This window comes from Plantibacter sp. VKM Ac-2876 (assembly GCF_015350715.1).
In the GTDB taxonomy this organism is placed as follows: Bacteria; Actinomycetota; Actinomycetes; order Actinomycetales; family Microbacteriaceae; genus Plantibacter; species Plantibacter auratus.
Map to the genome: position 1 here is coordinate 693,843 of NZ_JADKSI010000001.1, position 25,909 is coordinate 719,751.

The window sequence follows — 25,909 nt, forward strand, 5'->3', positions numbered from 1 at the left end:
ACACCGGGCAGGCAGTGCACTCAGACCGGGATGCGCCTCGCGCCGGTGCCGGTGTCGCCGAGCTCGTCGTCGGGGTTGAGGAGCGTGCACGCCTTCATCGAGAGGCAGCCACAACCGATGCAGCCGGTGAGCTCGCGTTCGAGTTGCTCGATCCCGCGCCGCCGCTGTTCGAGGACCTTCTGCCAGCGGCGAGACGCGCGCTGCCAGTCCTCGTGACTCGGGGTGCTGGAGAGTGGCACGTCGGCGAACGCCTCCGCCACGTCTTCGAGCGGGATACCGAGTCGCTTCGCGACCGAGATGAGCGCGACGCGACGCAGCATGTGTCGGGGGTAGCGCCGCTGGTTCCCGGTCGTGCGCTCGGAGCCGATGAGCCCGAGCCGCTCGTAGTAGTGCAGCGCCGACACCGCCACGCCGGTGCGACGACTCATCTCACCGACACTGAGCAACTCGTCGGGGCTGTGCACGGCGCCTCACCTGACCTTCCGGGATGCGACCTCAAGCGACCTTCAGGTTCAGCCCTGCGTTCGACGCTACACCAGCCGCTCCGCGGGATGGGGAGCACTGCCCATCCCCACGCGCGACCAATGCTGGCGAACACCTGTCGCCCATCGCGCTGGCGCTGCCAGGATGGACGGAATCGCACATCGACCGGGGGGACGACATGACGCAGGACGAGGACTTCCTCGAGGTGATCGCGGCGGAGGTCGCGCAGGATCCGCAGAACACCGCGCTCCGCGAGGACTTCGTCACCCTGCTGTTGCAGCACGACGTCGACCGCGCCGCGCAGGAGGTGACGACCTTCGAGCGACTCGGGGGCGACCCGGCGCGGGTCCGGCTGCTGCGCGCCCGCGTGATGGCGGCGCGACTCCGCGGGCCGGCGGCCGACACCTCGACCGAGCCCGACCGCTCGGCGGTCCCCGCCCCGTCGGCAGCCGAAACCGCCACCATGCCGATCGACCAGCCCAGCCTCTGGGACGCGGAACGACCGGCCGTCACGCTCGCGGACGTGGCGGGACTCGCCGACGTGAAGCAGCACCTCGACTCGACGTTCCTCGCGCCACTCCGCAACCCGGAGCTCGCCGCAGCGTTCGGGCAGAAGCCCGGCGGTTCACTGCTCATGTACGGCCCGCCCGGCTGCGGCAAGACGTTCATCGCCAAGGCGATCGCCGGTGACCTCGGGGCGTCCTTCATCCACGTCACCCTCGCCGACCTGCTGAGCAAGTGGCTGGGTGACAGCGAGAAGGCGATCCAGAGCGTCTTCCACGATGCTCGGGCCGCCGCTCCGTGCGTCATCTTCTTCGACGAGTTCGACGCACTCGGTGGCCGCCGCACGTCCGGGGGCGGATCGCAGTCGATGCGCACGATCGTGACGCAGCTCCTCGAGGAGCTCGACGGCGTGGCGGACGAGAACGACGGCGTCTACTTCCTCGCGGCGACCAACCGCCCATGGGACATCGATCCGGCGCTGCGGCGCCCCGGCCGCATCGACAAGACCGTCCTCGTCCTGCCTCCGGACGCGGTCGCGCGCGCTGCGATCCTGCAGGGTGACCTCGAAGGCAAGCCGGCCGACGGTGTCGACGTCATCGCCGTGGCCGCAGCGACCGAGGGCTTCTCCGGGGCCGACATCGCACAGGTGTCGCGGGTCGCACTGCAGCAGTCGCTCACGGCGTCGATGCAGGCGGGGGCGATCGTGCCGGTCACGACGCAGGCCTTGCTCGACGCCGCCGCCGGGCTCATCCCCTCGACGGCATCATGGTTCGACCAGGTCGCACCGGTGCTCGAGTACGGCGTCGACGACGGCACCTTCGCCCAGCTCCGGGCGTACCGCGTGCAGCACGGGCTCCGATGAGTGACCCTGTCGGTGCCGAGCGCGAGGCCATCGAACACGACCGCGACCTCGCCTGGGAGCTCTACGACTTCCAGCCCGAACACCCACGGATCCCCGAGCTGGCGATGAGCGTCCTCGCCCGGGCGCCGCAGTTCACCGGGATGATCATCCTGCTCTCCATGCACCGACAGGCGTGCGGCGACGTCGATGAGGCCAGACGCCTCCTCCGGGAGTTGCTCGGCCGACGCGACCGACAGTTCCTCGGTGCGCTGCGTCGCCTGCGCGATCTCGAAGGGTCCGAGGGCGACTTCGCGGAGGCGATGCGGCTCGGCGAACTCGTCCTCCGCGAGGACCCGGAGGCGGACTGGTTCGACCACATGGACCACGCGGCCGCCGTCGCGATGGCCGCCGATCCCCAGCGAGGGTGGGCGCTGATCGACGACGCGGTCGAGCTGGCCGGTCGGACCGCCCCGGAGGCGTACGCCGGCGCGCTCGGACTCCGAGCCGTGCACTTCCTGTCGACGGGCACTCCACCTGGCCGGTTCCTCGTCGCCGCGCAGCAGGCGATCGAGGCGGATCCGAGCGAGACGACACTCTCGACGGCACTGGCCTTCGCCTATCTCTACGATTACCGTCCGCAGGAGGCCCTGGAACTCTTCGCCCGGGTCCTGCGTGAGGACCCGATGGACGAGGTCGCCCAGGGCGGGATGATCGTCGCGCGAGCGTTCCTCGATCCCATCGAGCGTGGCGTCGGGACGATGGACGACCTGCGCCGGGCCGGCATGGGCGAGATCGCCTGGCGGATCCTGCGCGACAAGCTCTTCGAGGCCGGGCTCGCCGACGCATTGGCCGCTCTGGACCCACTGCTCCCGGAGGAGCTGGCGGCCTCGCTGCGCCCACCGCTCGACCTCGATGCCGCGAGCGCGAGCGGCGGTGACGACAAGGTGCTCGCCTGGCACGACGGGCAGTTCCCCGGCACCGGCGGGCGCTGGGGCGACGGCAGCCCGTTCCGTCTCATGAGCGGCGCCGAGATCGGCGAGATGGACGAGGCGATCGAGCAGGACCCGTCGGCGTGGCCGCAGTGGGATGCCGAGCGCGACTACTACACGCAGCTCTTCACCGACGATGCAGGCGCCTACCTCATCGAGGGTTCCGGCGGACGGCTCGTTCGTCGTGCCGCCGGACGTGACGACGAAGAGGTGGCCGCGAGCCTCACCGACTGGTTGTGGGACCGGGTCGTCGCCTTCGGAGGCGACGACCCGCGTCCGGGACGCTCTGCGAGTGGATCGGCACGGCCGGAATCGTCTGGCGGGCCCTCCGTTCAGCGATCCTGAGCCAGGTCGGCCGGCGGCCAGGACCAGACGACGTCGCACGAAAAACCTTCGACAGGCTCACGGCCGAAGCTACGCGGGCACACCCATCCCGGTCACTGAGCTTGTCGAAGTGCCCACGAGGAACCCTTCGATCCGAGTACGTCGAGGCAAGTCAGAACGGTGCGGGATCAGGCTCGGTCCGGTGGCGCTTCCCGTCGGGTGTCGTCCAGTCGAGGACCCCGCCGGGCCCGTGGTCGAGGTTCCACCCGGGGAGGTGTTTCATCCGGTGGTGATGTCGACAGAGACAGGCGAGGTTCCCGACATCCGTCGTCCCGCCGTTTTCCCACGCGACCGAATGGTCGAGGTCGCAGGCCCTGGCTCGCCTACCGCAGCCCGGTGCCCGACAGGTGCCGTCTCGGAGGCGGACTGCGCGCTGGAGGTCGGCCGGGACGCGGTACTGGCTCCGCCCGACCGACAGCACGGATCCCGTTTCCGGCTGGACGAGGATCCGGGTGAAGCTGGGGGCGTTCACCGCGATACGTGCGGCGGTCTCCGGGTCGATCGGACCGTAGCCATCGAGGGCGGCCGGGGCATCCGAGACGCCGGCCATGCTCAGCGCCGGCACCGTGATCTGCACGGTCGGCTTGATGTGCTCCTGCACCTCGATCGGGTGCGGGAGGACAGGGCTCGTCATCACGTCTTCCGGGGTCACGCCGGTGAGGGCGAGGGCTGCGAGGGCGTCTGCCTGCAGCTGGGCGCAGGTGCGGGTGCGGGTGTCACCGACCTTGCGTGACTCCGCCGCCGCCGCTTCGACTCGCTCGATGATGCCCTGCGCGATGGGCGCGGTGGTGAACAGGTGCACCCAGGCCATGCCGTCGGCCGCGGGTTCGAACTCGACCCGGCGGTCTGCTTCCGAGCGGGCCGCTCGAGCCGTGATGGACTCGGGGTGGAGTCGCTCGCGCAGCACGCGAGCGCGTTGCCGGAGGTGCGAGACGGTCGCGCTCTCGGCTACCGGAAGGACCTGGTCCAGGAAAACAGCCCGCCCTGCGTCCGGGACGTCGCTGAGTTGGTCGGTGATCACCTGTGCATGCCGCGCCGAGATACGTCCGGCCTCCAGCGACGCGAGCACAGCCGGCGCGTCGTTCACGAGGCGCTCGGCGTCGTTGGTCGCACGTTGGATCGTCCGTTCCGGTATCCGGGTCGCCATCGCGAGAGCCGCACACGTCGACCGACGGGACAGCGCCTGACGCTCGGCCGGCGGGAAGATCGCCGGGACCGTGACGTCCGCGAACGCGTCCGCATAGGCGGCGGAGCGGGCGAGCAGACGCGCCTTGCGTGCGTCCAAGACGGCCTGCTGCCGGTGGATCTCCGCCCACTCGTCCGAGAACTCCGCCAGCTGCGCGGCGTATTCGTCGCCGACGCGGGTCGCGGTGCGGGTGGTCTCGGTCATGGAACCAGTCCACCATGGACCACTGACATTCCAGATGCCGAGTCGCACCGGTTGCGGAAGTTGCTCGTGTGCCCTTCGACAGACTCAGGGACCGGGAAAGGACCACCGGATTCGGGAGGTCCCTCGGCAGGGACCGGAACGGGTTCGTCCCGGAACGCGCCGTTCCGTAGGCTTGAAGGGTGAAGCTCATCGCCACCGTCCGCGACCGCGCGACCATCACCACCGAAGCCTCCGCACCCGACGTCGCCTCACTGCGGGCCGCCGTCCTCGCCTCCACCCCTCCCGGGCACGCCCTCGCCGGGCTGCACGGCGGTGGCCGGGTGAACGGCGACCTCGTCGGCACCGCGGTCTTCCGACCGACGGCGACCCGCACCATCGAGGCCGAGGGCCGCGACTACCCGAGCGCTCGCAAGGCCCTCGAGGCGCTCGTGCCGGAGGAGCAGGTCGTCCTCTCCGTCCACGCCGTGGACCAGTAGGGACACCGGCATGAGTGGCCACGCGTTCGCCATCGGATCGATGGTGCGCGTCCATGAGGTCGTTTCCCCGCTCCCGCCGGCCGACACCATGACGGCACTGCTCTCGGCGCTGCAGACGGACGGTTTCGCCTTGGCTCCCGAGGAGTACTCCGACGGCCCCTGGGCCATCCGTTACGCCGTCATCGGGAATGACGCGGCCTCGAACTGGAGCGGGTTCGCCCTGGAGATCGCGCCGCTCCTCTCGTTGTTCGGCGTGCGTCGGCCGTTCGCGCGATGCGCGGTGCCCGTCGCCGTCCGGCCGACCGAGCACGGCTCCGTCCTGTACACGACCACGGTGTGGGGCTTTCGAGGGGAAGCCGGGACGGTCGGCATGGTCGCCCAGCGCGTCGCTGCCGCCACCGAGCAAACCACCAGGGCCGTCGGCGGAACCCACCAGGCCTCATTCGCGTTGCCCGACCGCTCGGTTCCGATCGACGGCAGACGCTTCCAGCGACTCACCGGTTGGAAGCAGCGCGCGCAAGCCTGAGCCGCTTCGACGACCGCGGCTCGTCAGCAGCAGCGGGAGCCCGGCGTCCGGTCCTGCTCCGCGAAGCGCTCCCGCCAGAACGTGCGCTCGTCCGGGACGGCTGCGTCGGGATGGACGCGACGCTGGTGATCCACATAAGTGGCGTAGGCGGTGTCGCCCATCAGCGAGGTGACGAACCACCGCAGCGCGGCCCAGCCCCGTCGTATGCCGGCCATCAGTGCCCCGACCGCGCGGGTCGCTTGTCGGCGTCCACGGTCGACCACTCGCGCTCGAGCGCCTTCTCCGCCTTCGTGGCGATGAGCCCCGACGGCGCGTACCGTCGCGACGGCCGCGCCGGATCCTCCGAACTCGGCCCGCCGCCCGAACGGAACGACCGCACCGTGTGGAGGATCGCGAAGAAGATGACGATGATCGCGAGGGTCACGAACAGGATCGAGAGCACCCCCTGCACGGTGGTATTCCGCACGACCGCCTCCATCGCCGCCCGCGTCGGTGCATTGCCGAAGCTGTCCTCGCCCGCCGCGAGCGCCTCACGGAACGCCGCGTTCTGCGCCCAGTAGCCGACGGCCGGCACCGGCGAGAAGATCTTGAACATCGACGCGGTGATCGTCACCACGGCGGTGAAGGCCAGCGGGACGGCGACGATCCACAGCCAGCGGAAGTTCCCGCGTTTCGCCACGATCGCCATGCACACGGCGAGCGCGATGGCGGCGAGCAGTTGGTTCGCGATGCCGAACAGCGGGAAGAGGGTGTTGATGCCGCCGAGCGGATCGGTGACGCCCATGATGAGGATCGCTCCCCACGCCGCCACCATCACCGCGGTGCAGATCCACGCTCCGACCCGCCAGTCCGGATCGCGGAACTTGGGGATGATGTTGCCGAAGGTGTCCTGCAGCATGAAGCGCGCCACGCGCGTCCCGGCGTCGACGGCCGTGAGGATGAACAGCGCCTCGAACATGATCGCGAAGTGGTACCAGAACGACATGAGCGACGTGCCGCCGATGAGTTGCTGCATGATGTGCGCAAGGCCGAGGGCGAGCGTCGGCGCACCGCCGGTCCGGGAGACGATCGACTCCTCCCCCACGTTCGCCGCCGTCTGCGTGAGCACGTCGGGCGTGAGGTTCACCCCGGCGAGGCCGAGCGAGTTCACGAAGGCGACCGCCCCCTCGACGGTCCCGCCCGTGGCCGCTGCCGAGGAGTTCATCGCGAAGTAGATGCCGCGGTCGATCGACAGTGCCGCGACGAGGGCCATGATCGCGACGAACGACTCCATGAGCATGCCGCCGTATCCGATGAAGCGGGTCTGGCGCTCCTTCTCGATCAGCTTCGGCGTGGTACCGGAGGCGATGAGCGCGTGGAAGCCGGAGAGGGCGCCGCACGCGATCGTGACGAAGAGGAACGGGAAGAGCGAGCCGCTCACGACAGGGCCGGCGTCGCCACCGGCGAACTCGCTGAACGCCGGGACCGTGATCTCCGGGCGGACGAGGACGATCGCTCCCGCGAGCATGACGATCGTGCCGATCTTCATGAACGTGGAGAGGTAGTCGCGTGGTGCGAGGAGCAGCCACACCGGCAGGATCGCGGCGACGAAACCGTAGACGATGATCCCGACGGCGATGACCGTGCGGTCGAGGGTGAACGCCGCGGCACCCCACTCGGTCTCGGCGACCCAGCCGCCGGCGACGATCGCGAACATGAGCAGGACGAAGCCGATGATCGAGATCTCGGTGATCTTGCCCGGCCGGATGAACCGCAGGTACACGCCCATGAAGAGTGCGATCGGGATCGTCATCGAGACACTGAAGACACCCCACGGGCTCTCGCCGAGCGCGTTGACGACGACGAGGGCGAGGATCGCGACGATGATGACCATGATCGCGAGCGTCGCGATGATCGCCGCCGTCCCGCCGATCACACCGAGCTCGTCACGCGCCATCTGGCCGAGGGAACGTCCGCCACGGCGCATCGAGAAGAAGAGGACGAGGTAGTCCTGCACGGCACCCGCCAGGATCACCCCGATGATGATCCAGATGGTGCCGGGCAGGTAGCCCATCTGTGCCGCGAGCACCGGGCCGACGAGTGGACCGGCACCGGCGATCGCCGCGAAGTGGTGACCGTAGAGCACCCGGCGGTCGGTGGGGACGAAGTCCTTGCCGTTGGCGAGGTACTCGGCCGGGGTCGCCCGCCGGTCGTCGGGGCGCAGCAGCTTGCGTTCGATGAGCTTCGAGTAGAAGCGGTAGGCGATGAGGTAGGTGCAGACCGCCGCGAAGACGAACCAGATCGCATTGACCGTCTCACCGCGGACGAGGGCGAGCATCGTCCAGGCGAGACCGCCGAGGAGGGCGATGGCGACCCACAGGATCACCTTCGCCGGGGTCCATCTCGGGGCGAGGTCGGCCTCGTCGACCGCCGTGGGCGGCAGCTCCGGATCCTGGACCAGGACGGGTTCGGCCTCCCCGCCACCCGCGGGCTGCAGCGCTCCGTCCCGCTTCGATCCTGCGCGTGCTCGGTCCTGTCGTCCGGCGTCGTTGCCCATGACGATTCCTCCCTCAACGGTGGTGTTCGTGCGTCGAGGGTAACAGCGTCGCTGCGGCGGGCGCTCGCGGCGTCGGGGTCAGACGCGGAAGGTGGTGCCTCGGACGACCAGGTCGGGTGCGAGCTGGACCGATGAGACGCGGGCGTGCTCACCCGAGAGCCGACCGAGCAGGAGATCGAGCGCCGCGTACCCGGACTCCTCGAACGGCTGGCGGACGGTCGTGAGGTCGAGTGCCGACGCCAGTGGTCCGTCGTCGTAGCCGACGAGCGAGCGACCCTCGGGCAGGTGCGCGCCGGTGACGCGGAACGCCCGATGCGCGGCGGCGGCCAGCTCGTCGTGGTTGGCGACCACGGCGGTCGCTTCCGGGTCGGCCCGGAACGCCTGCTCGAGCGCGGCACCGACGGCTTCGACGAGGTCCGTCGCGGCGACGTCGGCCACGGCCTCGGAGATGGTGAGCAGGTGACCCAGGCCGCGCGCCCGCAGCATGCCGGCCGACACGTACTCCTCGGAGCGTTGCGGTTCGTGGAGGAACACCACGCGTTCGTGTCCGAGCTCCGAGAGATGTCGGGCGATGAGTTCACCACCCCGCTCGTCGTCGATCAGGACTGAGGGCAGTCCGAGCCGTCGCTGGGCGCCGTCCGGGACGTCGACGAGGACGACGGGTGGGCCGGGGAGCGCCTTCGACTCCAACGCGGCCGGTGACAGCGGCACGCCCATCACGATGATGCCGTCGATCCCCGCACGCATGGGGAGCGCGTCGAGGACGGGACTGTCGCTCCCCGCCGCCGAAGGGAGGTCGTGCACGACGATCTCGACGGAGTCCGTCGCGGCGCGCTCCATGATCCCCGACAGTCGCCGGTAGTAGGAGGCGTAACTCGAGAACGGTGCCGCGACCGCGATCCGCTGAGCGCCGCTCGCGGCGGCGCCACCTCGGTAGCCGAGCTCCGTCGCCGCGGCGATGACCGATCGTCGCGTCGCTTCGTTCACCCGCTGCGGATGGTTGATGGCCAGGGAGACGGTGGAGATGCTCACGCCGGCACGCTTGGCCACCGCGTAGATCGTCGCCTTCTGCGGTCGCTCGTCCATGGCGCACCTCCTCCGACGATCCTAGCTCGTGAAAAGTCCTTTGATCGAAGTTCTTCGATAGCGGATACTCGAACCGGACACGGCATCGATGCCGGGATCGGAGGAACACCATGGCTCGGAGCAAGCCCACCGTCGACGCATTCGTCACGGCGGTCTCGGGGCGTCTGGCAGCACTGCAGCAGACGCCCGAGCCGAAGGATCCCGTCGGCCGGCGTGCGCACGCGGCCGCCTTCGACCGGGTGTCCTCCGAGGCGCTCGGCACCGAGACCCTCGTGGCAGCGACCGAGGACCACACCGTCCACGTGCCCGGCCACCCGGACGCACGGCTCCGCGTCTACTGGCCCGACCAGCAGCGACTCCCCGCCCTCGCCGACGGTGCGTCCGGTGGTCGGCCCGTCCTCGTGTACTTCTTCGGCGGTGGCTTCACGATCGCCGGGATCGACTGGATCGGTTGGGACGCCGGGTTCCGTCGCCGCGCCAGGGAGGCCGGCGTCATCATCGTCGCCGGCGAGTACTCATTGGCGCCGGAGGTCCGGTACCCCGCGCAACCGGAGCAGTGCTGGTCCGTGTTCGAGTGGGCGGCCGAGCACGCACGTTCACTCGGCGGCGACCCCGACCGGCTCGCGATCGGCGGTGCATCATCGGGCGCGAACCTCGCCGCCGCCGTGACCCTCATGAACCGCGACCGCGCCAAGCGACCGATCCGGCTGCAGCTGCTCGAGGCGCCGTCGCTCGACCTGACCCGCGGACACCTCGACGCCCGGGGGATCACGCAGGTCCCGGGTGCCATCCTGCGTCGCCTCGCGCGCCAGCTCGTGCTCCAGTACCTGGGGCCGGACCGGGCGACGCAGCGCGAACCGTACGCGTCGCCGCTCCTCGCGACCGACCACCGGGATCTGCCGCCGGCCGTCGTCTACACGGCGGAGATGGACCCGCTCCGCGGAGACGGCGAGGCCTACGCCCGCGTGCTGAGTGAGGCCGGCGTGCCGGTGAGCTGCGTCCGGTACATCGGGCAGACGCACACCTCCGGCGGACTGACCGGTCACGTCCCGGCGGCAGACCACCTGCATCGCGACGTCATCACGACCCTGCGGACGCTGCACGAGGACCCGGTGAGCTACGGCGCGCCGCTCCGCGAGCCGGCGGAGGCCTCGCGGTGACGTCCGTGGAGGAGCTGCGGCTGGACCCGGGCATCCTCGCCTGGGCTGCGCGGATCGAGCAGCACGCGGAGCAGCTGCCGGCACTCCGATCCTCGGACCTCGCGCTCCGGCGACAGGCGGCGCTGAAGCTCTCCGACCTCCTGGCGGAGGAGTTCACCGAACCCGCGCCGCCGTCGGTCGAGATCACCACGAGCTGGATCGACGGACCGGCCGGACCGCTCGAGCTCCGCCGATACCGCCCGGAGGGACTCCCGTCTCCGGCGCCGACCCAGCTCGCGCTGCACGGCGGCGGCTTCACGTCCGGCACCGTCCACGAGCTCCTGAACGACCGACTCCTTGCAGCCCGGGCCCTCGCCGCCGGGATCCAGATCGTCGCGCTCGGGTACCGGCTCGCGCCCGAGCATCCCTATCCGGCCGCCGTCGACGACACCGTCCACGCCCTGCGGGTCCTGACGACCGAAGCGGGCCCGAGCCGTTTCGACGTCGACCCAGGCCGCCTGGGCATCGCCGGCAACTCGGCGGGCGGCGGGATCGCGGCGAGCGCCGTCCTCCACCTGCGTGACTCGGGTGGCCTCCCCCTCGTGCATCAGGCGCTCGAGGTCCCCGCGGTGTCGCTGACCCCGTCGGGCGACTCCGCCACACGGTACGCGCGCGGGTTCGGGCTGGACGACGCGGAGGCACTCGTGCCGCTCTACCTCGGCGGTCCGCGGGCGGCGGACGCCTACGCCTCCCCGCTCGAGGCCGACGACCTCTCGGGCCTGCCGCCCACACTGATCCAGGTCGCCGAGCACGACCCGCTCCGCGACGCGGGTCTGGCGTACGGACGCCGACTCGTGGAGGCGGGGGTCCCGACGATGACGTGGATCGGGCGCGGCCACGTCCATGCATCGGGTGGTCTCACGGCCGTCATGGCGGGGGCGAGGGAGTGGCAGACGGTCCAGGCCACCGCGCTCCGTGAGGCCTACGGGACGAACCCGCTCACGCCAGAGCCGATCCAGCCGAGGAGACGATGATGTCAGCTCACACCCCACCCACCGGTCCGTCCACGGGGCCAGCCGAGCCGGAGCCGCGCATCGGTGATGCCGTCCCCGTCGCGGCGGTCGATCCGGACGCCGTCCCCGGGTCCCCGCAGGCGCGCGGCTTCCTGCCGCTGTTCGTCCTGGCCTGGTTCGGGGTCACGCTGGCGCTCGGCACCATCAGCGGGGCGTCGATCCCGAAGGCCCTCGCCTTCCTCGACGACGCGACGAAGGGGACGAACCTCTCGATCGTCGCGGCGGTCGGTGGCATCGTCATCATGATCATCACGCCGCTGTTCGGCCGGCTGTCCGACCGATCACGTTCGCGCTTCGGGATGCGGCGACCGTGGATGCTCGGCGGCGCGATCGTGGCGCTCGGTGGGGTCGCGATCCTGGCGACGGGTGACAGTCTCGCGGTGACGATCCTGGGGTGGAGCATCGTGCAGCTCGGCTTCGGCGCGACGAACATGGCGGTGCACGCACTGCTCGCCGATCAGATCCCGGCACGGATCCGGGCGCGTGTCGCAGCCGCCGCCAGTGTCTCGGGCGGCCTCGCCCTGATCGTCGGTGCGCAGATCGTCGCCGCCCTCCCCAATGATGCGCGGTGGACCTGGTTCGTCGTGCCGGGCCTGATCGGCGGCGTCCTGAGCACCGCGCTCGTGTTCGGGCTCCGGGACATCGTGCGGACGGTCCCTGCTCCGCCGCTACGCCTCGCCGACGTCCTGTCCACCTACTGGCTGAACCCCGTGCGCTATCGCGACTTCTTCTGGGCGTGGGCCTGCCGGCTGCTCGTGACGATGTCGATCGTCTCGGTGTCGATCTACCTGTTGTTCTTCATCATCGACCAGTTGGGCATCCCGAAGGAGCAGGCCTCGGGGGTCCAGGCGAACGCGCTCATCATCTTCACGGTCGGGAACATCGTCATGACGGTGCTGTTCGGCTGGATCTCCGACCGGACCGGGCGACGGAAACCGATCGTGCTCGTCTCCAGCCTGCTGAGCGCCGTCGGGCTCGGGGTCGCGATCGTCTCCCCCGACGTCACCGTGTTCCTCGTCGGCATCTTCATCGTCGGGGCGGCTCAGGGGGCCTACGTGTCCGTCGACATCGCCCTCATGACGGAGGTGTTGCCGTCGTTCGACGAGGCCGGCAAGGACCTCGGCATCGTCTCGCTGTCCTACCAGCTCCCGCAGCTGCTCGTGCCGATCGTCGCCGTCCCCCTGCTCGCGCTCGGTGGCGGGGAGAACTATCACGCGCTGTATCTCGCGGCGATCGTGTTCGCCGTCCTGGGCGGACTCGCCGTGCTGCCGATCAGGTCCGTGCGGTGAGACCGGCACCTGCACGGTCAACGGCTTGCAGGGGTTGGTTCCGGGGTGGTTTCCAGGTGAAGTCCACCCGGGGCGCAGGACCCGGAGTGACACTGGACCATACCCGACCTCTGACCACCGGATCCCCATGACCCTGCCGTTCCCAGCTTCGCCCGACGACACCCTGCAGCGGCGAACGCTCCGCGAGGCGCTCGCCGACGCGGTGCTGCAGGACTTCATCGACGACCTCCCGGTCCCCCTGCGACCGACCGACCTCGCGACCCGGCTCCTCTACCCGCGCTGGCAGGTGTACTCCGACATCCACGAGGGCAGACTCGTCGCCGAACGGGTCCGGAACAACAAACGGTTGTTGAAGATCGACGTCGAGCGGAACCGGGCGTGGATCGCTCGCGGGCTCGCCACCCGTCGGGCTCGCGCCGGGTCCGCCGTGGGCGAGGCGGGGCCCGAATCGCCCGTCTCGGTCGTCATCGTGGATCCCGAGGCCCTCGCGCAGCTGAACACCCTCACGGCGACCGGCTTGAGCGTGCGGGAGGCGGTCGAGCTTGCGCTCACCGTCCTCGGCTCGCGCGCCGCCGCCGCCGCCACGGTGCCCGACATCGACTCGCGGGGCCGACAGGTGCGGGCGGGCTGACACGGCGGAGACTCGTCAGATCGACGTGCGCATCGCGCACTCCAGCCAGTCGACGCCACGCGAGGCATGGTGGGCCTCCTCCACGGCGAGATCGCGCGGCCGTCATCGGGCGATCGCCGTCAACGGCCACCCAGTGCGAGGACGACGATGAAGCCGACGACGAGGACGACGGCCGCGACGATGATGACGGTCGCAATGATCCCGATGCCGACCGTGGGAAGCTGGTCGGCGGACGAGCGACGCCGCGCACCGTTGTCTCGTCCTGGTCTCACGTGTGGTCCCCCATGCAGATTCCCCTGGCTCCACGTCGGCATCCTCGACCCCGACGCGCCGGGCAGCGTCGACCGACCCGGTTGACTCAGTATCGACGGCGTGGCGATCCGTCCACATCCTGCTGCGGGCTATTCCACCCCCGCCACCTGGCGGGTTCAGCCTCCCGGCCGTCGCCGCCCGGTTCCCGGGACTCGTAGGGTGAGAGTCGAGCTGAGGAGGACACCGTGATCGGAGTGGCCATCGTCGACGACGAGGCGTTGGTACGGTCCGGATTCGAACTCATCCTGGGTGCCGTCGAGGACATCGAGGTCGTCGCCTCGGTCGACGGGATCGACGCCGTGGAGGCGATCCGCTCGAGCCGTCCCGACGTCGTGCTCCTGGACGTCCGCATGCCAGGGCGCAACGGGCTCGACATCCTCGACGAACTGCAGACCTGGGACGACCCGCCCGTCGTCGCGATCCTGACCACCTTCGACTCCGACGACTACATCGCACGCGCCCTCCGCAGTGGCGCCGCGGGGTTCCTCGTGAAGGACACGGACCCGGAACAGCTCCCCATGCTGCTCCGATCCCTCTCTGCGGGCGGCATCGTGCTGTCCCCGCAGGTGTCCCGGACGCTCGTCGGCGGATTCGCGCGCACCGCCGACCGCGAGGCGGCGAAACGACTGTCCGGGCTGACGGGCCGCGAACAGGACGTGCTCGCGGCGCTCCGCACCGGTGCGTCCAACTCCGAGATCGGCGAGGCACTGCACCTCAGCCGCGCGACCGTGAAGGACCACGTGAGTGCGATCCTCGGCAAACTCGAGGTGACGACCCGGCTCGAAGCCGCCATCATCGCCGAGCGTGCCGGGGCCCGCGGCGACGAGGCGGCCCCGCGGTGAAGCCGCGCTCCCGGCTCTGGTCGGTCCTCCTGGAACTCGCCCTCATCGCGGCGGCGGCCGTCGAGAGCCTGACGACGCTCGAGTGGGCGACCCCCTGGGAGTCCGGCCTGGCGATCGCCGCTGCCGTCGGCCTCGTCTTCCGGCGACGCTGGCCGTGGCTGTCGCTCCTCCTGGCTGTGCCGGCCTTCACCCTCAACCTCGCGACCCTCGCCGGGTTGGCATCGCTCTTCTCCGTCGCGGTGCGGGAACGGCGACGCTGGCGGCTCGTCACGACGGGCGCCGTGGTCTTCGTCCTCGCCGCGGTGCCGTGGTGGGGGTGGACGTCGCCTAACTACACGATCCTCTCCATGGTGTACGCCGCGCTCTACGCGGCGGCACCGATCGCCTTCGGCCTGCTCGTGCGCACCCGCCGCGAGCTGTTCGACCGCATCCGCGACCTCGAACAGATCCGACGCAGCGAGCGGGCGCGCATCGCCTCCGACGTCCTCGTCGAGGAGCGCACGCGCATCGCCCGGGAGATGCACGACGTCGTCTCCCACCAGGTCAGTCTGATCGCCGTCCAGGCCGGCGCGATCCAGGTGCAGACCGAGGAACCCGGGACGAAGCGGATGGCGGTGACGATCCGTTCGCTCGCGTCGCGCACGCTCGACGAGCTGCGGGACATGGTGACGCTGCTGCGCGCGGAGACCGGACACGCGCCGCTGGCCCCGCAACCGACGGTCGACGACCTCGACCGGTTGATCGCGGAGAGCGGCATCGCCGTCACCTCCGCCATCGAGTTGCCGGACGGCCTCCCCGCACCGTTGCAGCGTGCGATCTACCGGACGGTTCAGGAGGGGCTGACGAACGCTCGGAAGCATGCGCCGGGCGCCGCGGTCGACGTGCGCGCCGAAGCCTCCGCCGACGAGGTCACCGTGGTCATCCGAAACACCCGCCCCGCACGCGCGTCGGACAGCTCGTGGTCGTCCGCGGGCCACGGCCTCGTCGGCTTGAGCGAACGCGCCGAACTCCTGAACGGGTCCCTCCTCACCGAGGACGCGCCGACCCGGTTCACCCTGACGTTCCGCGCGCCCTACTGAGGCGCGGTTCGTCCGCTCACGAGTGGCGGTCGTCGGTGGAGAGCACGGACATCAGGATCGAGTCGACCCATGCGCCGTCCCAGTGGAGCGTGTGACGCTGACGCCCTTCGACGACGAACCCGGCTTTGACGTAGGACCGTTCCGCCCTCGGATTGAACGAGTAGACGTCCAGGACGACCCGGTGCAGGCCGAGCACGGAGAACGCGTGGTCGAGGACCGCCGTCGTGGCCTCCGTCCCGAAGCCCTGTCCGGTCCACCCGGGGGCCAGCGCGATCCTGAAGTTCATCGACGCGTTGTCCTCGTCGAGCTCGTTGAGCACCACCTCGCCGAGGTACTCCCCCGAATCGATCGCGGTGACGGCCCAGTCGGCCCGGTCGTCCTGCCCGCCGATGGTCGCGAGGTGATGCTCGACCGCCTCACGCGGAATCGGGCCACGCGTGCCCGTGAGACGCAGCGTCTCCGGGTCGGCCAGGCCGCGCAGCGTCGGTTCGAGGTGCGCGGAGCCGAGCGGGACCAGCCGGAGCCTCGGCGTCACGAGGGTGTCGAGTTCCGCGAGCTTCGAGGTGTCGACGGTCGGGACGGTCATGCGCGTTCCTCCGCGACCGCCTCGTCGCCGAAGAGCGGTGTCTGGAACCGACGCTCGAAGCGCACGATGCAGCCGGTGCCCCGTACGAGCTCGTAGGCCTCGATGCACTCCGGATCCGTCGTCGCGGCGATGCGGTACTGCTCGTAGGCGGCGAGCGACGGGAAGCTGAACAGCGCGAACGCCTCGTCGTTGTCGCCCTCCGCTGGGAGGAAGTAGCCGTGGTGGTCGCCACCGAGCCGGTTCACGAGGCGGATCCAGCGCCGCCCGTACTCGGTGAAGGTGTCGAGCTGCTCGGGGTCGATCTGGTAGCGGAGGTGGATGGTGATCATGGGTCCAGTCTGGCCGTTCACCCGGTGGCGACGAACACCTTCCCGTCCGTGGACACGGTAACCGGTTCCGGACCCGGCGAGACGAACACCGCGGCACCGCGCTCCAGCACCACCGTGTCCGGGCCCTGTTCCACGCGCGCGGTACCGGCGGTCACGATGATGACGGCCGCCCCGCCGCGAGCGAGGTCGCTCGCCGTCCCCCGGTCGACCTGGACGAGTTGGAAGTCGTCGACCGGCACCGGGTAGACGACCCCGCCACCGACACGCGCCACCGGCTCCACGAACGGGACCGGCATCGGAGCGATCTCGAGGACGGCGAGCAGTTCCGGCACGTCGACGTGTTTCGGCGTCAGCCCGCCACGCAGGACGTTGTCGCTCGACGCCATGACCTCGACCCCGAATCCGGAGAGGTAGGCGTGGATGTTCCCCGCGGGCAGGAACAACGCCTCGCCTTCCCGCAGCGTGACGAGGTTGAGGAGCGCCGCGACGACGATGCCGGGGTCCCCCGGGTACTCCTCGGCGAGCTGCAGGATGAGTTCCCGCTCGGCCGTCCAGCGCGATCGACCGTCGGCGTCCGGGGCCGCTCCACCGTCGGTGCCGACACCGGCGGCTGCGACGAGGGCGGCGACCACGCCAGGTGTGCGTCGTTCGAGCACGGCTTGCACCGTCGGTTCCAGCCCGGCGTCGAGCAGCCGCACCGCCAGCTCGTCCAGCGCCCGCCGGTCCGGGCCGACGATGCGTCCGGCGAGATGCCCCAGCAGCGCGTGCGACTCCTCGACCGCACGGAAGCCGCAGAGGGCACGGAACCCGTCCCGCAGGGCGACGATGATCTCCGGCTTGTGCCACGCGTCCTTGTAGTTCCGATGCGGTGCGTCGAGCGGTACGCCGCGTCGGTCCTCATCGGCGAACCCCGCTCTGGCCCGGTCGGGCGTGGGGTGGACCTGGAGGGAGAGCGGCCTCGCGGCGGCCAACAGCTTCACCAGGAACGGCATCCTGGAGCGCCCGCCGAGAGCCGCGTCGGGGTCCGACACGATCCACTCGTTGAGACTCTCCGGAAGACCGCCATCCCGATCGACGAACTCGGTCAGGCTGCCGGGGTGTGCACCGAGCCAGAGCTCAGCCTGGGGCGAACCGTCGGCGGGCACCCCCAGCAGCTCCGGGATGACCGTCGTCGACCCCCAGGCGTACCGCTTCGGGTCGCTGGTGATGCGGTGCAGCGCCATCAGCGGGCACACCGTCGACCGCGGACCAGCAGCAGGCCACCCATCGCGAGCAGCGTGAGCGCGCCGACGATCCAGGGTGTGGCCTCCCACCCGGTGCGGGCGAGGTCGTCCGTCGGCGCCCCCGGGTCGGTGCCGCCCGACCCTCCAGGCTGTCCCGTGCCCGGCTGTCCCGTGCCTGGCTGTCCCGTGCCCGGTTCCGGCTCCACCGCCGCGACTGTCGTGACCACGTCGTCGACCAGCAGGGTGCCTGCCCCCTCACCGCCGAGGTAGAACCCGATCTGGGTGACGGAGGTCGGGTCGAACGCCGCCTCGCCGGCCCAGGCCGGTGGGGCGAAGGCGGAGAACGGGATCTCGATCAGCTGCCAGCCCTCGCCCTCGATGGGCGCGACCGTCTCCCAGTACGTCCCACGTGTCACGAACTGGACGGTGACGTCGTCGCCCGGTGTCCCCTGCACCCAGAGCTGGAGCCCGGTGTAGCCCCACCAGTCCTGCGGCGTCTGGAAGGTGCGGACGACGCCGGCATAGCCGGGACCGGCGAGATCGTACGCGGCCGACATCGCGTTCGTGCCGGTGTCGGGGTTCGGCGTGAGCGTCGGTGTCACGGCACCGCCCCCGGTGTTCCGCACGTAGGCGGCCTGCAAGGCGGTGTCATCGGCGTACGACTCGAAGTCCTCGACGACGAGCGGTTCGCTCGGCAGCGCCTTCATGAGGAAGTCCGCCGCTCCCGTGCTCGAGGCGGTCGTCCCGGCTCCGTTGACCGCGGTGACCGACCACCAGTACCGCTGTCCCGGCGTGAGGGAGACCGTCGGGGTGACCGAGGGGGTTCCGACACCGTCGACGACCACGACCGGGTTTCCGAGGTCGGCCTGCGCGGCGAGCGTGAAGCGGTAGTAGGCCGCGCCGGCCGCCGACTCCCAGGTGAAGGTCGGCGTCGCGGTCACATCGACGGTGCCGGGCGCCGGCGAGACGGATGCGAACGCCGCCGGCGGCCCGCTCGGAGCGTCCACCGCCGACCAGATGGTGGCCCGCGACACGGTCGCGTCGGCGGCGAGGGTCACCCGGAGGTACGGCCCCGTCAGATCGCGTGCGTTCACCGTGCCGCCGGGTCCGACCTCGGACGCGGCGGTCACCCAGCCTGAACCGTCAGCGCTGGACTCGACCACGACCGATCCGGAGACGATGAACGACGCCGCCGAGAGTCGGTCCTGCTTCCAGGTGACGCTGGCTCCATCGGAGGCGGCGACCACGCTCGTCCCGTCCGCGCGTGGCGCGATCGTCGCACCGTCGTGTGCCTCGGTGAGCAGCCAGGACTCGAGCGGGTCGACGAGTACGCGGGTGTCGGTCTCGGTCATGACCGGGTCCGACGACGCTGCGTCGGCCCCGGCCCCGTCGATCGCGACGACGCGGTAGACCGCTCCCGTCGGCGAGGCGAAGTCCGTCGCGGACCCGGCATCGGCCCGGAGCGCGCCGGTGTCGACCGCGGTCCACGAGGTCCCGTCGAGCGAGCGTTCGAGCCGATACGAGACCGCACCGCCGGCCCCGCGCCACCGGACGGTGTTGATGCCGTCCGCGCGGTCGACCGCCGTGATGAGCGGTGTCCCGACGGCGGGAGCAGCCGGCACGGCACCGATCGCGGCGGCATAGGCGGTGATCGCGGAGACCCGGGCGCGCTCGGCGTCGGTCGCACCGGGTGCATGGATCGTGAACCCGTCGTCGTGCGGGACGAGCCCACCACGGTCGTCGTTGCCGAACAGCGACCAGAACAGCATGCCGGTCACGTTCGGGTCGGCGACGAGCGGTTCGAGCAGCGCCGGGCTCGCAGCCGTGGAGGCGTACTCGCCGGCCAGGTAGACCTTGCCCGCGGCGGTGACGGTGGCCGCATCCGCGGACACGCGTGCGGCGGTGGGCGGGTAGTAGTGCACGTCGACGATGTCGAGCCCCGGTGCCGAGAGCGTGTCCGGGTCGATGTCGAATCGACGACCGGCCGCGACGAGCTGCTGCGGGGCGCGTTCCTTGATGAACGCGACCTGCCGGTCGATCCACGGGGCGGTCATCCCCTCCAACTCGTTCCCGAGCTCCCACGCCATGATCGTCGGGTCCTCGGTGTACCGGACGCCGGTGAGCGCGTTCGTCCGCTGGAGAATCGCGTCGACGTAGGCCTGGTAGGCGGCGATCGGCCGCTCGTCGGTGGTGAAGTCGGCCGACGTCAGCCCGTACGGGGTCGTGAAGTCGCGATGCCCGCCGTGGTAGTACTCCCACTCGTCGGTGAGCGGGAGCACCAGCCGGATGCCGAGCTCGCCGGCGTACGCGACGGCGAAGTCGATCGTCGCGAACGCCTCCTCGTTCAGCTGCCCGATGCTCGGCATGATGGCCAGGGGGTTCGCGCCGTCCTGGCCCGTCGAGGTCATCATGTGCGTCCGGACGACGGTCGAACCCATCCGGGCCGCCGCGTCGAGGGTGTCGGCGATGCGGAAGGCCGTCGGGTAGTCGACCCCGCCCACGTTCTCGTCCAGACCGAGCCAGTAGATGTTCGGGCCGCTGAAGCGGAAGGTCTCGCCGTCGAGCACGAGGCGGGAGCCGTCACGCTCGACGAACGAGGTGTTGAGCGAGGTCCAGTCGGCCGGGGCGGCGGCCGCCGGTGTCGCAAGCGCCGGGAGCAGTGTGACGGTGACGGCCGCCGCGAGCATACCGGCGGCGAGACGGCCGCTCGTGTCGCGGTGCGATGGGCGGGGATCGGGGGTGCGATTCATCGTGCCAGGCTCCTTCGTCTGGGATGGTGCATCGGGTCGAGCGGTGGGAGGCCGAGTGCCTCCGGTCGGTGGATGAGTGCTGCGGCGCCGAGGATCGGACCTGCGCCGTCGAGCGCGGAACCGGTGACGACCACGCCGGCCGCGTAGTCGAGGACGATGGCGTCCTGCACGGCGGCACGGACGAGGTCGAGGTAGTCGGTGCTGACGGCGGTGAACCCACCGCCGACGGCGACCGCTTCGAGGTCGAGGAGGGTCGCGGCGCTCGCGATCGCCTGGCCGACCGCGGTGGCCGAACGGACGACGGCGGACCGTGCGACCGGATCCCCTGCCGCGGCGTCGACGGCGAGCGCCTCGCCGGTGTGCCCGTCCCAGCCGCGGGCCCGCGCCCAGGCGACGCTCCGTGGTCCGGAGGCGATGCGCTCGAGCGTCGCGTCGTCGGCCGACTCCCCCGGCACGCGCGAGGCGATCTGCACCTGACCGATGTGGCCGGCGTTCCCGCTCCGGCCGGCGATCAACCGGCCGTGCAGGATGACACCACCGCCGATACCGGTCGAGACGATCATCGCCATCGAGTTCTCGGTGCCGCGGGTCGCTCCGAGCCAGTGCTCCGCGAGCGCGATGCAGGTACCGTCGAGACGGACCACCACCGGGGCGTCCGGCAACAGCCGCGCGACATGGGTCCGGAGGTCGAAGCCGTGCAGTCGCGGGAGGTTCTTCGGGCTCACGGTGCCGCGGCCGAGGTCGACGGGACCCGCGGAACCGATGCCGACGCCGACGAGCGCGGAACCGTCCGGCAGGTGTGCGACCGAAGCGAGGACCACTCGGTCGACGGCGTCCTCCAGTGCACGGCGCCCGGCCTCGGGCCCCGTCGGCGCCCGATGCGCGCTGCCCTCGACCACGACGCCTTCGGCCGTGACGAGCGCCGCCTCCACCTTGGTGCCACCGAGGTCGACCGCGAGCGCGATCGACCTCGACGGGTCCTGCCTCCCGGTCAGGTCCGCCAGGGTCACCGCGCCCAGTCCTCGACCAGTTGGTTCGCGGTGCGCACGACCCGGGTCGACCGGAGCTCGTCCTCGCCGAGTTCGGCCTCGGTCCGCACGTGGAACGTCACGCGCTCTCCCGGCAGCAGGGTCACGAGCTGGTCGTCGACGACGGCCGCCGGGTCCAGCTTGTCGACGAGCAGCGTGAGGTCGCGGAGGAACGACTCGGCCGTGATGGTCACGGCGTAACCGTCCTCCTCGCGGGCGACCTCGGCACTGAACCGCGGGGCGGGGATCGTCGAATCACGTGCCTCGGTGAAGGACCAGAAGCCGCGTTCCGCCCCGAGCGTGGCGACGAGCACCTCGTCGGGCGCCGAGCCCGCGACCGCGACCGCTTCGGGGATGTCGACGAGCGTCGAGGAGCGTCGGTCCAGGTCGACCGGGACGCGGACTGCGGCGAGTTCGGCCCCGTCGAACCGGAGGCGTCGGATGACGAGGTCGTCCGCCCAGGCGTCCGGGCCGTCGTTGAGTACGGCGACCACGAGGGACTCCCCACGCGGCTGGACGGTCACGAGCCGGTCGGCGTAGACGTGCCGCAGGGCGTAGAGCAGCGGCTTCGCGAGCTCGTCGCCGTCGACGGCCGCCCAGGAGGTGACGGGCCAGCAGTCGTTCAGCTGCCAGACGATCGACCCCATGCAGCGTGGGCTCCACGACCGGAAGTGCTCGATCGCGACGGTCACCGCGTTCGCCTGGTTGAGTGACATCGCCCAGTGCCAGTCCTCGGTGTCGTCCGGCAGCGGCAGGTGCGCGACGAGTCCGTCGGTCAGCTTGTCGTTCCCGTCCGTCGCCTTCTGGTGGTGGATCATGCCGGGCGACTCCGGCGTGAGCGGGGAGTCCGAGATGGCGCGGTCGATCGTCGACCACGTCGCCGGGCCCTGCCAACCGAATTCGGCCACGAAGCGCGGCGAGACCTCGCGGTAGGCGGGGTAGTCGACGCGGTTCCACAGCTCCCAGAGGTGCACGGATCCGTGGTCCGGGTCGTTGGCCGGGATGTCCGGCGTGCCCGACCAGGGGCTGCCCGCGGTGTAGTTGCCGGCCGGGTCGAGCTCGGCGACGAGCCGAGGCAGCAGGTCGAGGTAGTAGCCCATGCCCCAGGTACGGCCCTGGACGCGCTTCTCCCAGCCCCACTCCTCGAAGCCCCAGATGTTCTCGTTGTTGCCGTTCCAGAGCACGAGGCTCGCGTGCGGCATGATGCGCGTGATGTTGTCGCGCGCCTCAGCCTCGACCTCGCTCCACAGCGGCTCCTCCTCGGCATAGGCCGCGCAGGCGAAGAGGAAGTCCTGCCACACCATGATCCCGCGCTCATCGCAGAGCTCGTAGAAGTCGTCGGACTCGTAGTAGCCGCCACCCCAGATGCGGAGCAGGTTGAGGTTCGCGAACTCGGCCTGGTCCATCCGGCGCGCGAGCCGGGCGCGGTCGACGCGGGTCACGAAGGCGTCGTCGGGGATCCAGTTGGCGCCGCGCACCCAGACGGCCTCACCGTTCACGACGAAACGGAACGAGGTGCCCTCCGCGTCTGGTTCGAGTTCGACGGCGACGGTCCGGAACCCGATCCGCTTCGACCATTCGCCGAGGCGTGCCTGGTCCTGCCCGAGCACGACGTCGAGGTCGTACAGCGGCTGCTCGCCGTACCCGCGAGGCCACCAGAGTCCGACGTCCGGCACGGCGAGCTCGACCACGGCGGAGTCCGCGCCGGCCGGGAACACGAGGTCGGCGTTCGCGCCGGCGACCGTGGCCGAGAGCGCCAGGGCGACGTCACCGTCGCCGGCGCGTTCCACGTCGACGTGCACCGCGACCCGGCCCTCGCCGCCGTCGACGGTCACGACCGGACGCACCGAGGCGAGCCGGGCCGTCGACCAGGACTGCAGACTCACGGGCTTCCAGAGTCCCGACGAGGCGGCGTCGAGTCCCCAGTCCCAGCCGAAGTTGCAGGCGGCTTTGCGGATGGCGTTGAACGGGTGGGAGTAGGTGTGGGGGCGATAGCCGATCTCGAGGCTGGCCAGGTCCGCCGCGGCGACGGGCGAGGCGAAGTGGACGACGAGTTCGTTCTCGCCCTCGCGCAGGACGGCACCGACGTCGATGCGGTACGTGCGGTGCTGGTTCCGCGTGGTCGCGACGACCGAGCCGTTCACGGTCACCGTCGCCACGGTGTCGAGTCCCTCGAACACGAGGTCGTGCCGCTCGTGGCCGTCCGGCTCCCACGTGAAGGTGGTGCGGTACTCCCAGTCCGTCGATCCTATCCACGTCACGAGGTGTTCGTTGCGGTCGAGGAAGGGGTCGGGGATGAGCCCGGCGTCGAGGAGGTCCGTGTGCACGAGGCCGGGCACCGTCGCGGGGACGCTCGTCCCGACGAAGGCCTCGGGGACGGCACCGCCGACCGCACGCAGACTCCACCCCTCGTGCAGGAGGCGGGTGGTCAGGGGACGGACGGTGGCGGTGTCGATGATGCTCACTTGGTTGCTCCAGAGGTCAGGCCGTTGTAGATGTATCGCTGCAGGAAGAGGAAGGCGACGAGCGTCGGGATGATCACGAGGATCGTCCCGGCCGCGATGATCTGCCACTGGGCGCCGAACGGTCCCATGAACCGGAACAGCGAGGTGGAGATCACCCCCAGGTCCTGCGACGGCATGTACAGGAAGGGGATGTAGAACTCGTTGTAGATGGCGATGCCCTTGATGATGACCACCGTCGCGACGGCGGGCTTCAGCAGCGGGAGGATGATGCGCCAGTAGATCGTGAAGCGGTTCGCGCCGTCGAGCATCGCGGCCTCGTCGAGGGAGACGGGGATCGACTGCATGAACTGCAGGAAGATGTAGATCGCGACGATGTCGGTCCCCATGAAGAGGAGGATCGCGGCGCCACGGGTGTTGAACAGCTCGAGTGCGGACACCACCTGGAACGTGGCCACCTGGGTCGTGACCGACGGCACGAGCGTCGCGAGCAGGAACAGGCCCATGACGAGCTTCCGGCCGCGGAACCGGAACCGGTCGAGTGCGTAGGCCGACATGGTGCCGATCAGGATCGTCCCGGCGACGGACACGAGCAGGATGATCGCGGTGTTCAGGAAGCCGGTGACCATGCCGCCCTGATCGAACGCGACGACGAAGTTGTCGAAATTGAACCAGTTCGACGGCGGGGTGAGCGGACCGGTCGTCCGCTGCTCGCGGTCGGTCTTGAACGCGAGCATGAAGATCGTGGCGAGGGGCACGACGGCGAAGAGGCTCGCGATGATGAGCGAGGCGTACTTGATCGTCGTCGCAGTGAGGGCGGCGGCGCCCTGCGGACGCTTCGGCCCGCGCCGCGTCCGTCGCAGTGCGCGTCGGGGCTCGGGGGTGGCAGCGGAGACCGGTCGGTCGGCGGTGGCGGTCACGATTCGCCTCCCTTCTCGTCGGGGAAGACCCGGCGTTGGACGAAGGTGATGATCAGGACGATCAGCAGCAGGACGACGGCCATCGCGGACGCCAGACCCACCTTCGAGAACTTGAACGCCGTGTTCACGGTCTGGATCACGAAGGTCTCGGAGCCGTTGGCACCGCCGGTCATGACGTACGGCATCTCGAAGGCGGACAGTGCTCCGGCGATGGCCAGGATGAACGAGAGGCCGAGGATGCGCCGGATGCTCGGCAGGATGATGAACCGGAACTTGTGCCACGAGTTGGCACCGTCGAGGTCCGCGGCCTCGTACTGCTCGGACGGGACCGACTGGATCGCGCCGAGGAACAGGACGAAGTTGAGGCCCATGTACCGCCAGACGGACGTGGCGGCGAGGGACGCGTTCACGAAGGACGGATCACCCAGCCACTGCGGGGTGTCCTGCACGCCGACCGCCGCGAGCAGGGCGTCGAGGGTGCCGCCGGGGCGGAGGAAATAGAGGAAGACGAGCCCGATCGCGACCCCGTTGATGAGGTAGGGGAAGAAGATGACGCCCTTGAAGAGGTTCTTGAAGCGGGTGCGGAAGCTCAGCAGCGTGGCGAGGTACAGCGCCAGGACGAGCTGGGCGACGGCCCCGACGAGGTAGTACAGGCTCACGAAGAAGACCTGGAAGATCTCCGGCTTCGTGAAGATCTGCACGAAGTTGTCGATGCCGATGAACTCCTGCTCGGGCTCCAGTCCGTCCCACGAGGTGAGGCTGTACCAGAACATGTTCGCGACCGGCACGTAGGTGAGCACGATCAGGAAGGCGAGCGGCACCACGAGGAAGAGCCAGGGGGTGACACGCGACCCGGTGGCCTTCGGGGGCCTGCCGGGGCGCAGGGTGCGCGGAGGGCGTGGATGGTTCGTCACCACCGCTCGGGTGGCGGGTGACGCTCCCTGGACTGTGACCATGCTGGTTGCCTTCTTCGCTGCGCGGGGTGGAGGACACCCGGGCCCGCCGTGGGGACGGGCCCGGGTGTCGATCGG

The 25,909-nt window shown here is 70.4% G+C and carries 24 protein-coding genes; 10 read left to right on the forward strand and 14 right to left on the reverse strand.

What is annotated here, in order from left to right; translation table 11 throughout:
- Positions 1-20 precede the first annotated feature (20 nt).
- Positions 21-464, reverse strand: a complete 444-nt coding sequence (gene soxR / locus ITJ62_RS03315; protein ID WP_255376695.1) for a redox-sensitive transcriptional activator SoxR — start codon at positions 462-464, stop codon at positions 21-23.
- Between the two features lie 197 nt (positions 465-661).
- Between soxR and ITJ62_RS03320 the strand changes: the two genes are divergently transcribed.
- Positions 662-1,849 (forward strand): 26S protease regulatory subunit, encoded by a 1,188-nt coding sequence (locus ITJ62_RS03320; RefSeq protein WP_194599676.1) that lies wholly within the window; start codon positions 662-664, stop codon positions 1,847-1,849.
- On the forward strand, positions 1,846-3,162 hold the full coding sequence (locus ITJ62_RS03325) for a tetratricopeptide repeat protein (protein WP_194599677.1): 1,317 nt from the start codon (positions 1,846-1,848) through the stop codon (positions 3,160-3,162). Before ITJ62_RS03320 ends, ITJ62_RS03325 begins: the two co-directional genes overlap by 4 nt.
- Before the next feature lie 151 nt (positions 3,163-3,313).
- Here ITJ62_RS03325 and ITJ62_RS03330 read toward each other — a convergent pair whose 3' ends face one another.
- A complete protein-coding gene (locus ITJ62_RS03330) occupies positions 3,314-4,591 on the reverse strand; it encodes an HNH endonuclease signature motif containing protein (protein ID WP_194599678.1) in 1,278 nt (425 codons plus the stop codon).
- A 179-nt stretch (positions 4,592-4,770) separates the two neighbouring features.
- Between ITJ62_RS03330 and ITJ62_RS03335 the strand changes: the two genes are divergently transcribed.
- Positions 4,771-5,067, forward strand: a complete 297-nt coding sequence (locus ITJ62_RS03335) for a hypothetical protein (protein ID WP_194600333.1) — start codon at positions 4,771-4,773, stop codon at positions 5,065-5,067.
- A 10-nt stretch (positions 5,068-5,077) separates the two neighbouring features.
- Positions 5,078-5,593: a hypothetical protein gene (locus ITJ62_RS03340; protein ID WP_194599679.1), complete on the forward strand. Its 516-nt coding sequence runs from the start codon at positions 5,078-5,080 to the stop codon at positions 5,591-5,593.
- 23 nt (positions 5,594-5,616) lie between these two features.
- On the opposite strand, the gene ITJ62_RS03345 is transcribed toward ITJ62_RS03340, so the two are convergent.
- The 3 genes from ITJ62_RS03345 to ITJ62_RS03355 all read right to left on the reverse strand — a co-directional run bounded on the left by ITJ62_RS03345 (position 5,617) and on the right by ITJ62_RS03355 (position 9,215).
- Positions 5,617-5,808, reverse strand: a complete 192-nt coding sequence (locus tag ITJ62_RS03345) for a YbdD/YjiX family protein (protein WP_064295968.1) — start codon at positions 5,806-5,808, stop codon at positions 5,617-5,619.
- Positions 5,808-8,129 (reverse strand): carbon starvation CstA family protein, encoded by a 2,322-nt coding sequence (locus ITJ62_RS03350; RefSeq protein WP_194599680.1) that lies wholly within the window; start codon positions 8,127-8,129, stop codon positions 5,808-5,810. The genes ITJ62_RS03345 and ITJ62_RS03350 overlap by 1 nt, the downstream gene beginning before the upstream one ends.
- 78 nt (positions 8,130-8,207) lie before the next feature.
- Positions 8,208-9,215: a LacI family DNA-binding transcriptional regulator gene (locus tag ITJ62_RS03355; protein WP_194599681.1), complete on the reverse strand. Its 1,008-nt coding sequence runs from the start codon at positions 9,213-9,215 to the stop codon at positions 8,208-8,210.
- A gap of 110 nt (positions 9,216-9,325) precedes the next feature.
- On the opposite strand from ITJ62_RS03355, the gene ITJ62_RS03360 reads away from it, so the two are divergent.
- From ITJ62_RS03360 to ITJ62_RS03375, 4 genes are all read left to right on the forward strand, one after another.
- The gene (locus tag ITJ62_RS03360; protein WP_194599682.1) at positions 9,326-10,375 is read left to right on the forward strand and encodes an alpha/beta hydrolase; all 1,050 of its coding nucleotides are present in this window, start codon (positions 9,326-9,328) and stop codon (positions 10,373-10,375) included.
- Complete coding sequence (locus tag ITJ62_RS03365; protein ID WP_194599683.1) at positions 10,372-11,388, forward strand: alpha/beta hydrolase; 1,017 nt, start codon at positions 10,372-10,374, stop codon at positions 11,386-11,388. The genes ITJ62_RS03360 and ITJ62_RS03365 overlap by 4 nt, the downstream gene beginning before the upstream one ends.
- Positions 11,388-12,716, forward strand: a complete 1,329-nt coding sequence (locus tag ITJ62_RS03370) for an MFS transporter (protein WP_194599684.1) — start codon at positions 11,388-11,390, stop codon at positions 12,714-12,716. The genes ITJ62_RS03365 and ITJ62_RS03370 overlap by 1 nt, the downstream gene beginning before the upstream one ends.
- 127 nt (positions 12,717-12,843) lie before the next feature.
- Positions 12,844-13,347 (forward strand): hypothetical protein, encoded by a 504-nt coding sequence (locus ITJ62_RS03375; protein WP_194599685.1) that lies wholly within the window; start codon positions 12,844-12,846, stop codon positions 13,345-13,347.
- A gap of 119 nt (positions 13,348-13,466) precedes the next feature.
- On the opposite strand, the gene ITJ62_RS03380 is transcribed toward ITJ62_RS03375, so the two are convergent.
- Positions 13,467-13,619, reverse strand: a complete 153-nt coding sequence (locus ITJ62_RS03380) for a hypothetical protein (RefSeq protein WP_194599686.1) — start codon at positions 13,617-13,619, stop codon at positions 13,467-13,469.
- A gap of 225 nt (positions 13,620-13,844) precedes the next feature.
- Here ITJ62_RS03380 and ITJ62_RS03385 point away from each other — a divergent pair, with 225 nt between their 5' ends.
- Positions 13,845-14,501, forward strand: a complete 657-nt coding sequence (locus ITJ62_RS03385) for a response regulator transcription factor (protein WP_194599687.1) — start codon at positions 13,845-13,847, stop codon at positions 14,499-14,501.
- Positions 14,498-15,580 carry a histidine kinase gene (locus ITJ62_RS03390; protein WP_194599688.1) on the forward strand — a complete coding sequence of 361 codons (1,083 nt, stop codon included), beginning with the start codon at positions 14,498-14,500 and terminating at the stop codon, positions 15,578-15,580. The genes ITJ62_RS03385 and ITJ62_RS03390 overlap by 4 nt, the downstream gene beginning before the upstream one ends.
- Before the next feature lie 16 nt (positions 15,581-15,596).
- On the opposite strand, the gene ITJ62_RS03395 is transcribed toward ITJ62_RS03390, so the two are convergent.
- Genes ITJ62_RS03395 through ITJ62_RS03430 form a run of 8 tightly spaced genes read right to left on the reverse strand, consistent with a single transcriptional unit; the run spans position 15,597 to position 25,834 of the window.
- Positions 15,597-16,166 (reverse strand): GNAT family N-acetyltransferase, encoded by a 570-nt coding sequence (locus ITJ62_RS03395; RefSeq protein ID WP_194599689.1) that lies wholly within the window; start codon positions 16,164-16,166, stop codon positions 15,597-15,599.
- Positions 16,163-16,495: an NIPSNAP family protein gene (locus ITJ62_RS03400; RefSeq protein WP_194599690.1), complete on the reverse strand. Its 333-nt coding sequence runs from the start codon at positions 16,493-16,495 to the stop codon at positions 16,163-16,165. Before ITJ62_RS03400 ends, ITJ62_RS03395 begins: the two co-directional genes overlap by 4 nt.
- A 17-nt stretch (positions 16,496-16,512) precedes the next feature.
- Positions 16,513-17,718: a mannose-6-phosphate isomerase, class I gene (manA, locus tag ITJ62_RS03405; protein WP_194599691.1), complete on the reverse strand. Its 1,206-nt coding sequence runs from the start codon at positions 17,716-17,718 to the stop codon at positions 16,513-16,515.
- Positions 17,718-20,468, reverse strand: a complete 2,751-nt coding sequence (locus ITJ62_RS03410; RefSeq protein ID WP_194599692.1) for a CIA30 family protein — start codon at positions 20,466-20,468, stop codon at positions 17,718-17,720. The genes manA and ITJ62_RS03410 overlap by 1 nt, the downstream gene beginning before the upstream one ends.
- Positions 20,465-21,478: an ROK family protein gene (locus tag ITJ62_RS03415; RefSeq protein ID WP_370581794.1), complete on the reverse strand. Its 1,014-nt coding sequence runs from the start codon at positions 21,476-21,478 to the stop codon at positions 20,465-20,467. The genes ITJ62_RS03410 and ITJ62_RS03415 overlap by 4 nt, the downstream gene beginning before the upstream one ends.
- Complete coding sequence (locus tag ITJ62_RS03420) at positions 21,475-23,961, reverse strand: glycoside hydrolase family 2 protein (protein ID WP_370581795.1); 2,487 nt, start codon at positions 23,959-23,961, stop codon at positions 21,475-21,477. The genes ITJ62_RS03415 and ITJ62_RS03420 overlap by 4 nt, the downstream gene beginning before the upstream one ends.
- Entirely contained in the window at positions 23,958-24,878 is a 921-nt protein-coding gene (locus ITJ62_RS03425; RefSeq protein ID WP_236555343.1) for a carbohydrate ABC transporter permease, read from the reverse strand. Before ITJ62_RS03425 ends, ITJ62_RS03420 begins: the two co-directional genes overlap by 4 nt.
- A complete protein-coding gene (locus ITJ62_RS03430) occupies positions 24,875-25,834 on the reverse strand; it encodes a carbohydrate ABC transporter permease (RefSeq protein ID WP_194599693.1) in 960 nt (319 codons plus the stop codon). The genes ITJ62_RS03425 and ITJ62_RS03430 overlap by 4 nt, the downstream gene beginning before the upstream one ends.
- Between the last annotated feature and the right edge of the window lie 75 nt (positions 25,835-25,909).

Coding starts and splice junctions, on each gene's coding strand:
- ITJ62_RS03320 (WP_194599676.1), top strand. CDS start 662: ATGACGCAGGACGAGGACTTCCTCGAGGTGATCGCGGCGGAGGTCGCG.
- ITJ62_RS03325 (WP_194599677.1), top strand. CDS start 1,846: ATGAGTGACCCTGTCGGTGCCGAGCGCGAGGCCATCGAACACGACCGC.
- ITJ62_RS03330 (WP_194599678.1), bottom strand. CDS start 4,591: ATGACCGAGACCACCCGCACCGCGACCCGCGTCGGCGACGAATACGCC.
- ITJ62_RS03340 (WP_194599679.1), top strand. CDS start 5,078: ATGAGTGGCCACGCGTTCGCCATCGGATCGATGGTGCGCGTCCATGAG.
- ITJ62_RS03345 (WP_064295968.1), bottom strand. CDS start 5,808: ATGGCCGGCATACGACGGGGCTGGGCCGCGCTGCGGTGGTTCGTCACC.
- ITJ62_RS03350 (WP_194599680.1), bottom strand. CDS start 8,129: ATGGGCAACGACGCCGGACGACAGGACCGAGCACGCGCAGGATCGAAG.
- ITJ62_RS03355 (WP_194599681.1), bottom strand. CDS start 9,215: ATGGACGAGCGACCGCAGAAGGCGACGATCTACGCGGTGGCCAAGCGT.
- ITJ62_RS03360 (WP_194599682.1), top strand. CDS start 9,326: ATGGCTCGGAGCAAGCCCACCGTCGACGCATTCGTCACGGCGGTCTCG.
- ITJ62_RS03370 (WP_194599684.1), top strand. CDS start 11,388: ATGTCAGCTCACACCCCACCCACCGGTCCGTCCACGGGGCCAGCCGAG.
- ITJ62_RS03375 (WP_194599685.1), top strand. CDS start 12,844: ATGACCCTGCCGTTCCCAGCTTCGCCCGACGACACCCTGCAGCGGCGA.
- ITJ62_RS03395 (WP_194599689.1), bottom strand. CDS start 16,166: ATGACCGTCCCGACCGTCGACACCTCGAAGCTCGCGGAACTCGACACC.
- ITJ62_RS03400 (WP_194599690.1), bottom strand. CDS start 16,495: ATGATCACCATCCACCTCCGCTACCAGATCGACCCCGAGCAGCTCGAC.
- manA (WP_194599691.1), bottom strand. CDS start 17,718: ATGGCGCTGCACCGCATCACCAGCGACCCGAAGCGGTACGCCTGGGGG.
- ITJ62_RS03410 (WP_194599692.1), bottom strand. CDS start 20,468: ATGAATCGCACCCCCGATCCCCGCCCATCGCACCGCGACACGAGCGGC.
- ITJ62_RS03430 (WP_194599693.1), bottom strand. CDS start 25,834: ATGGTCACAGTCCAGGGAGCGTCACCCGCCACCCGAGCGGTGGTGACG.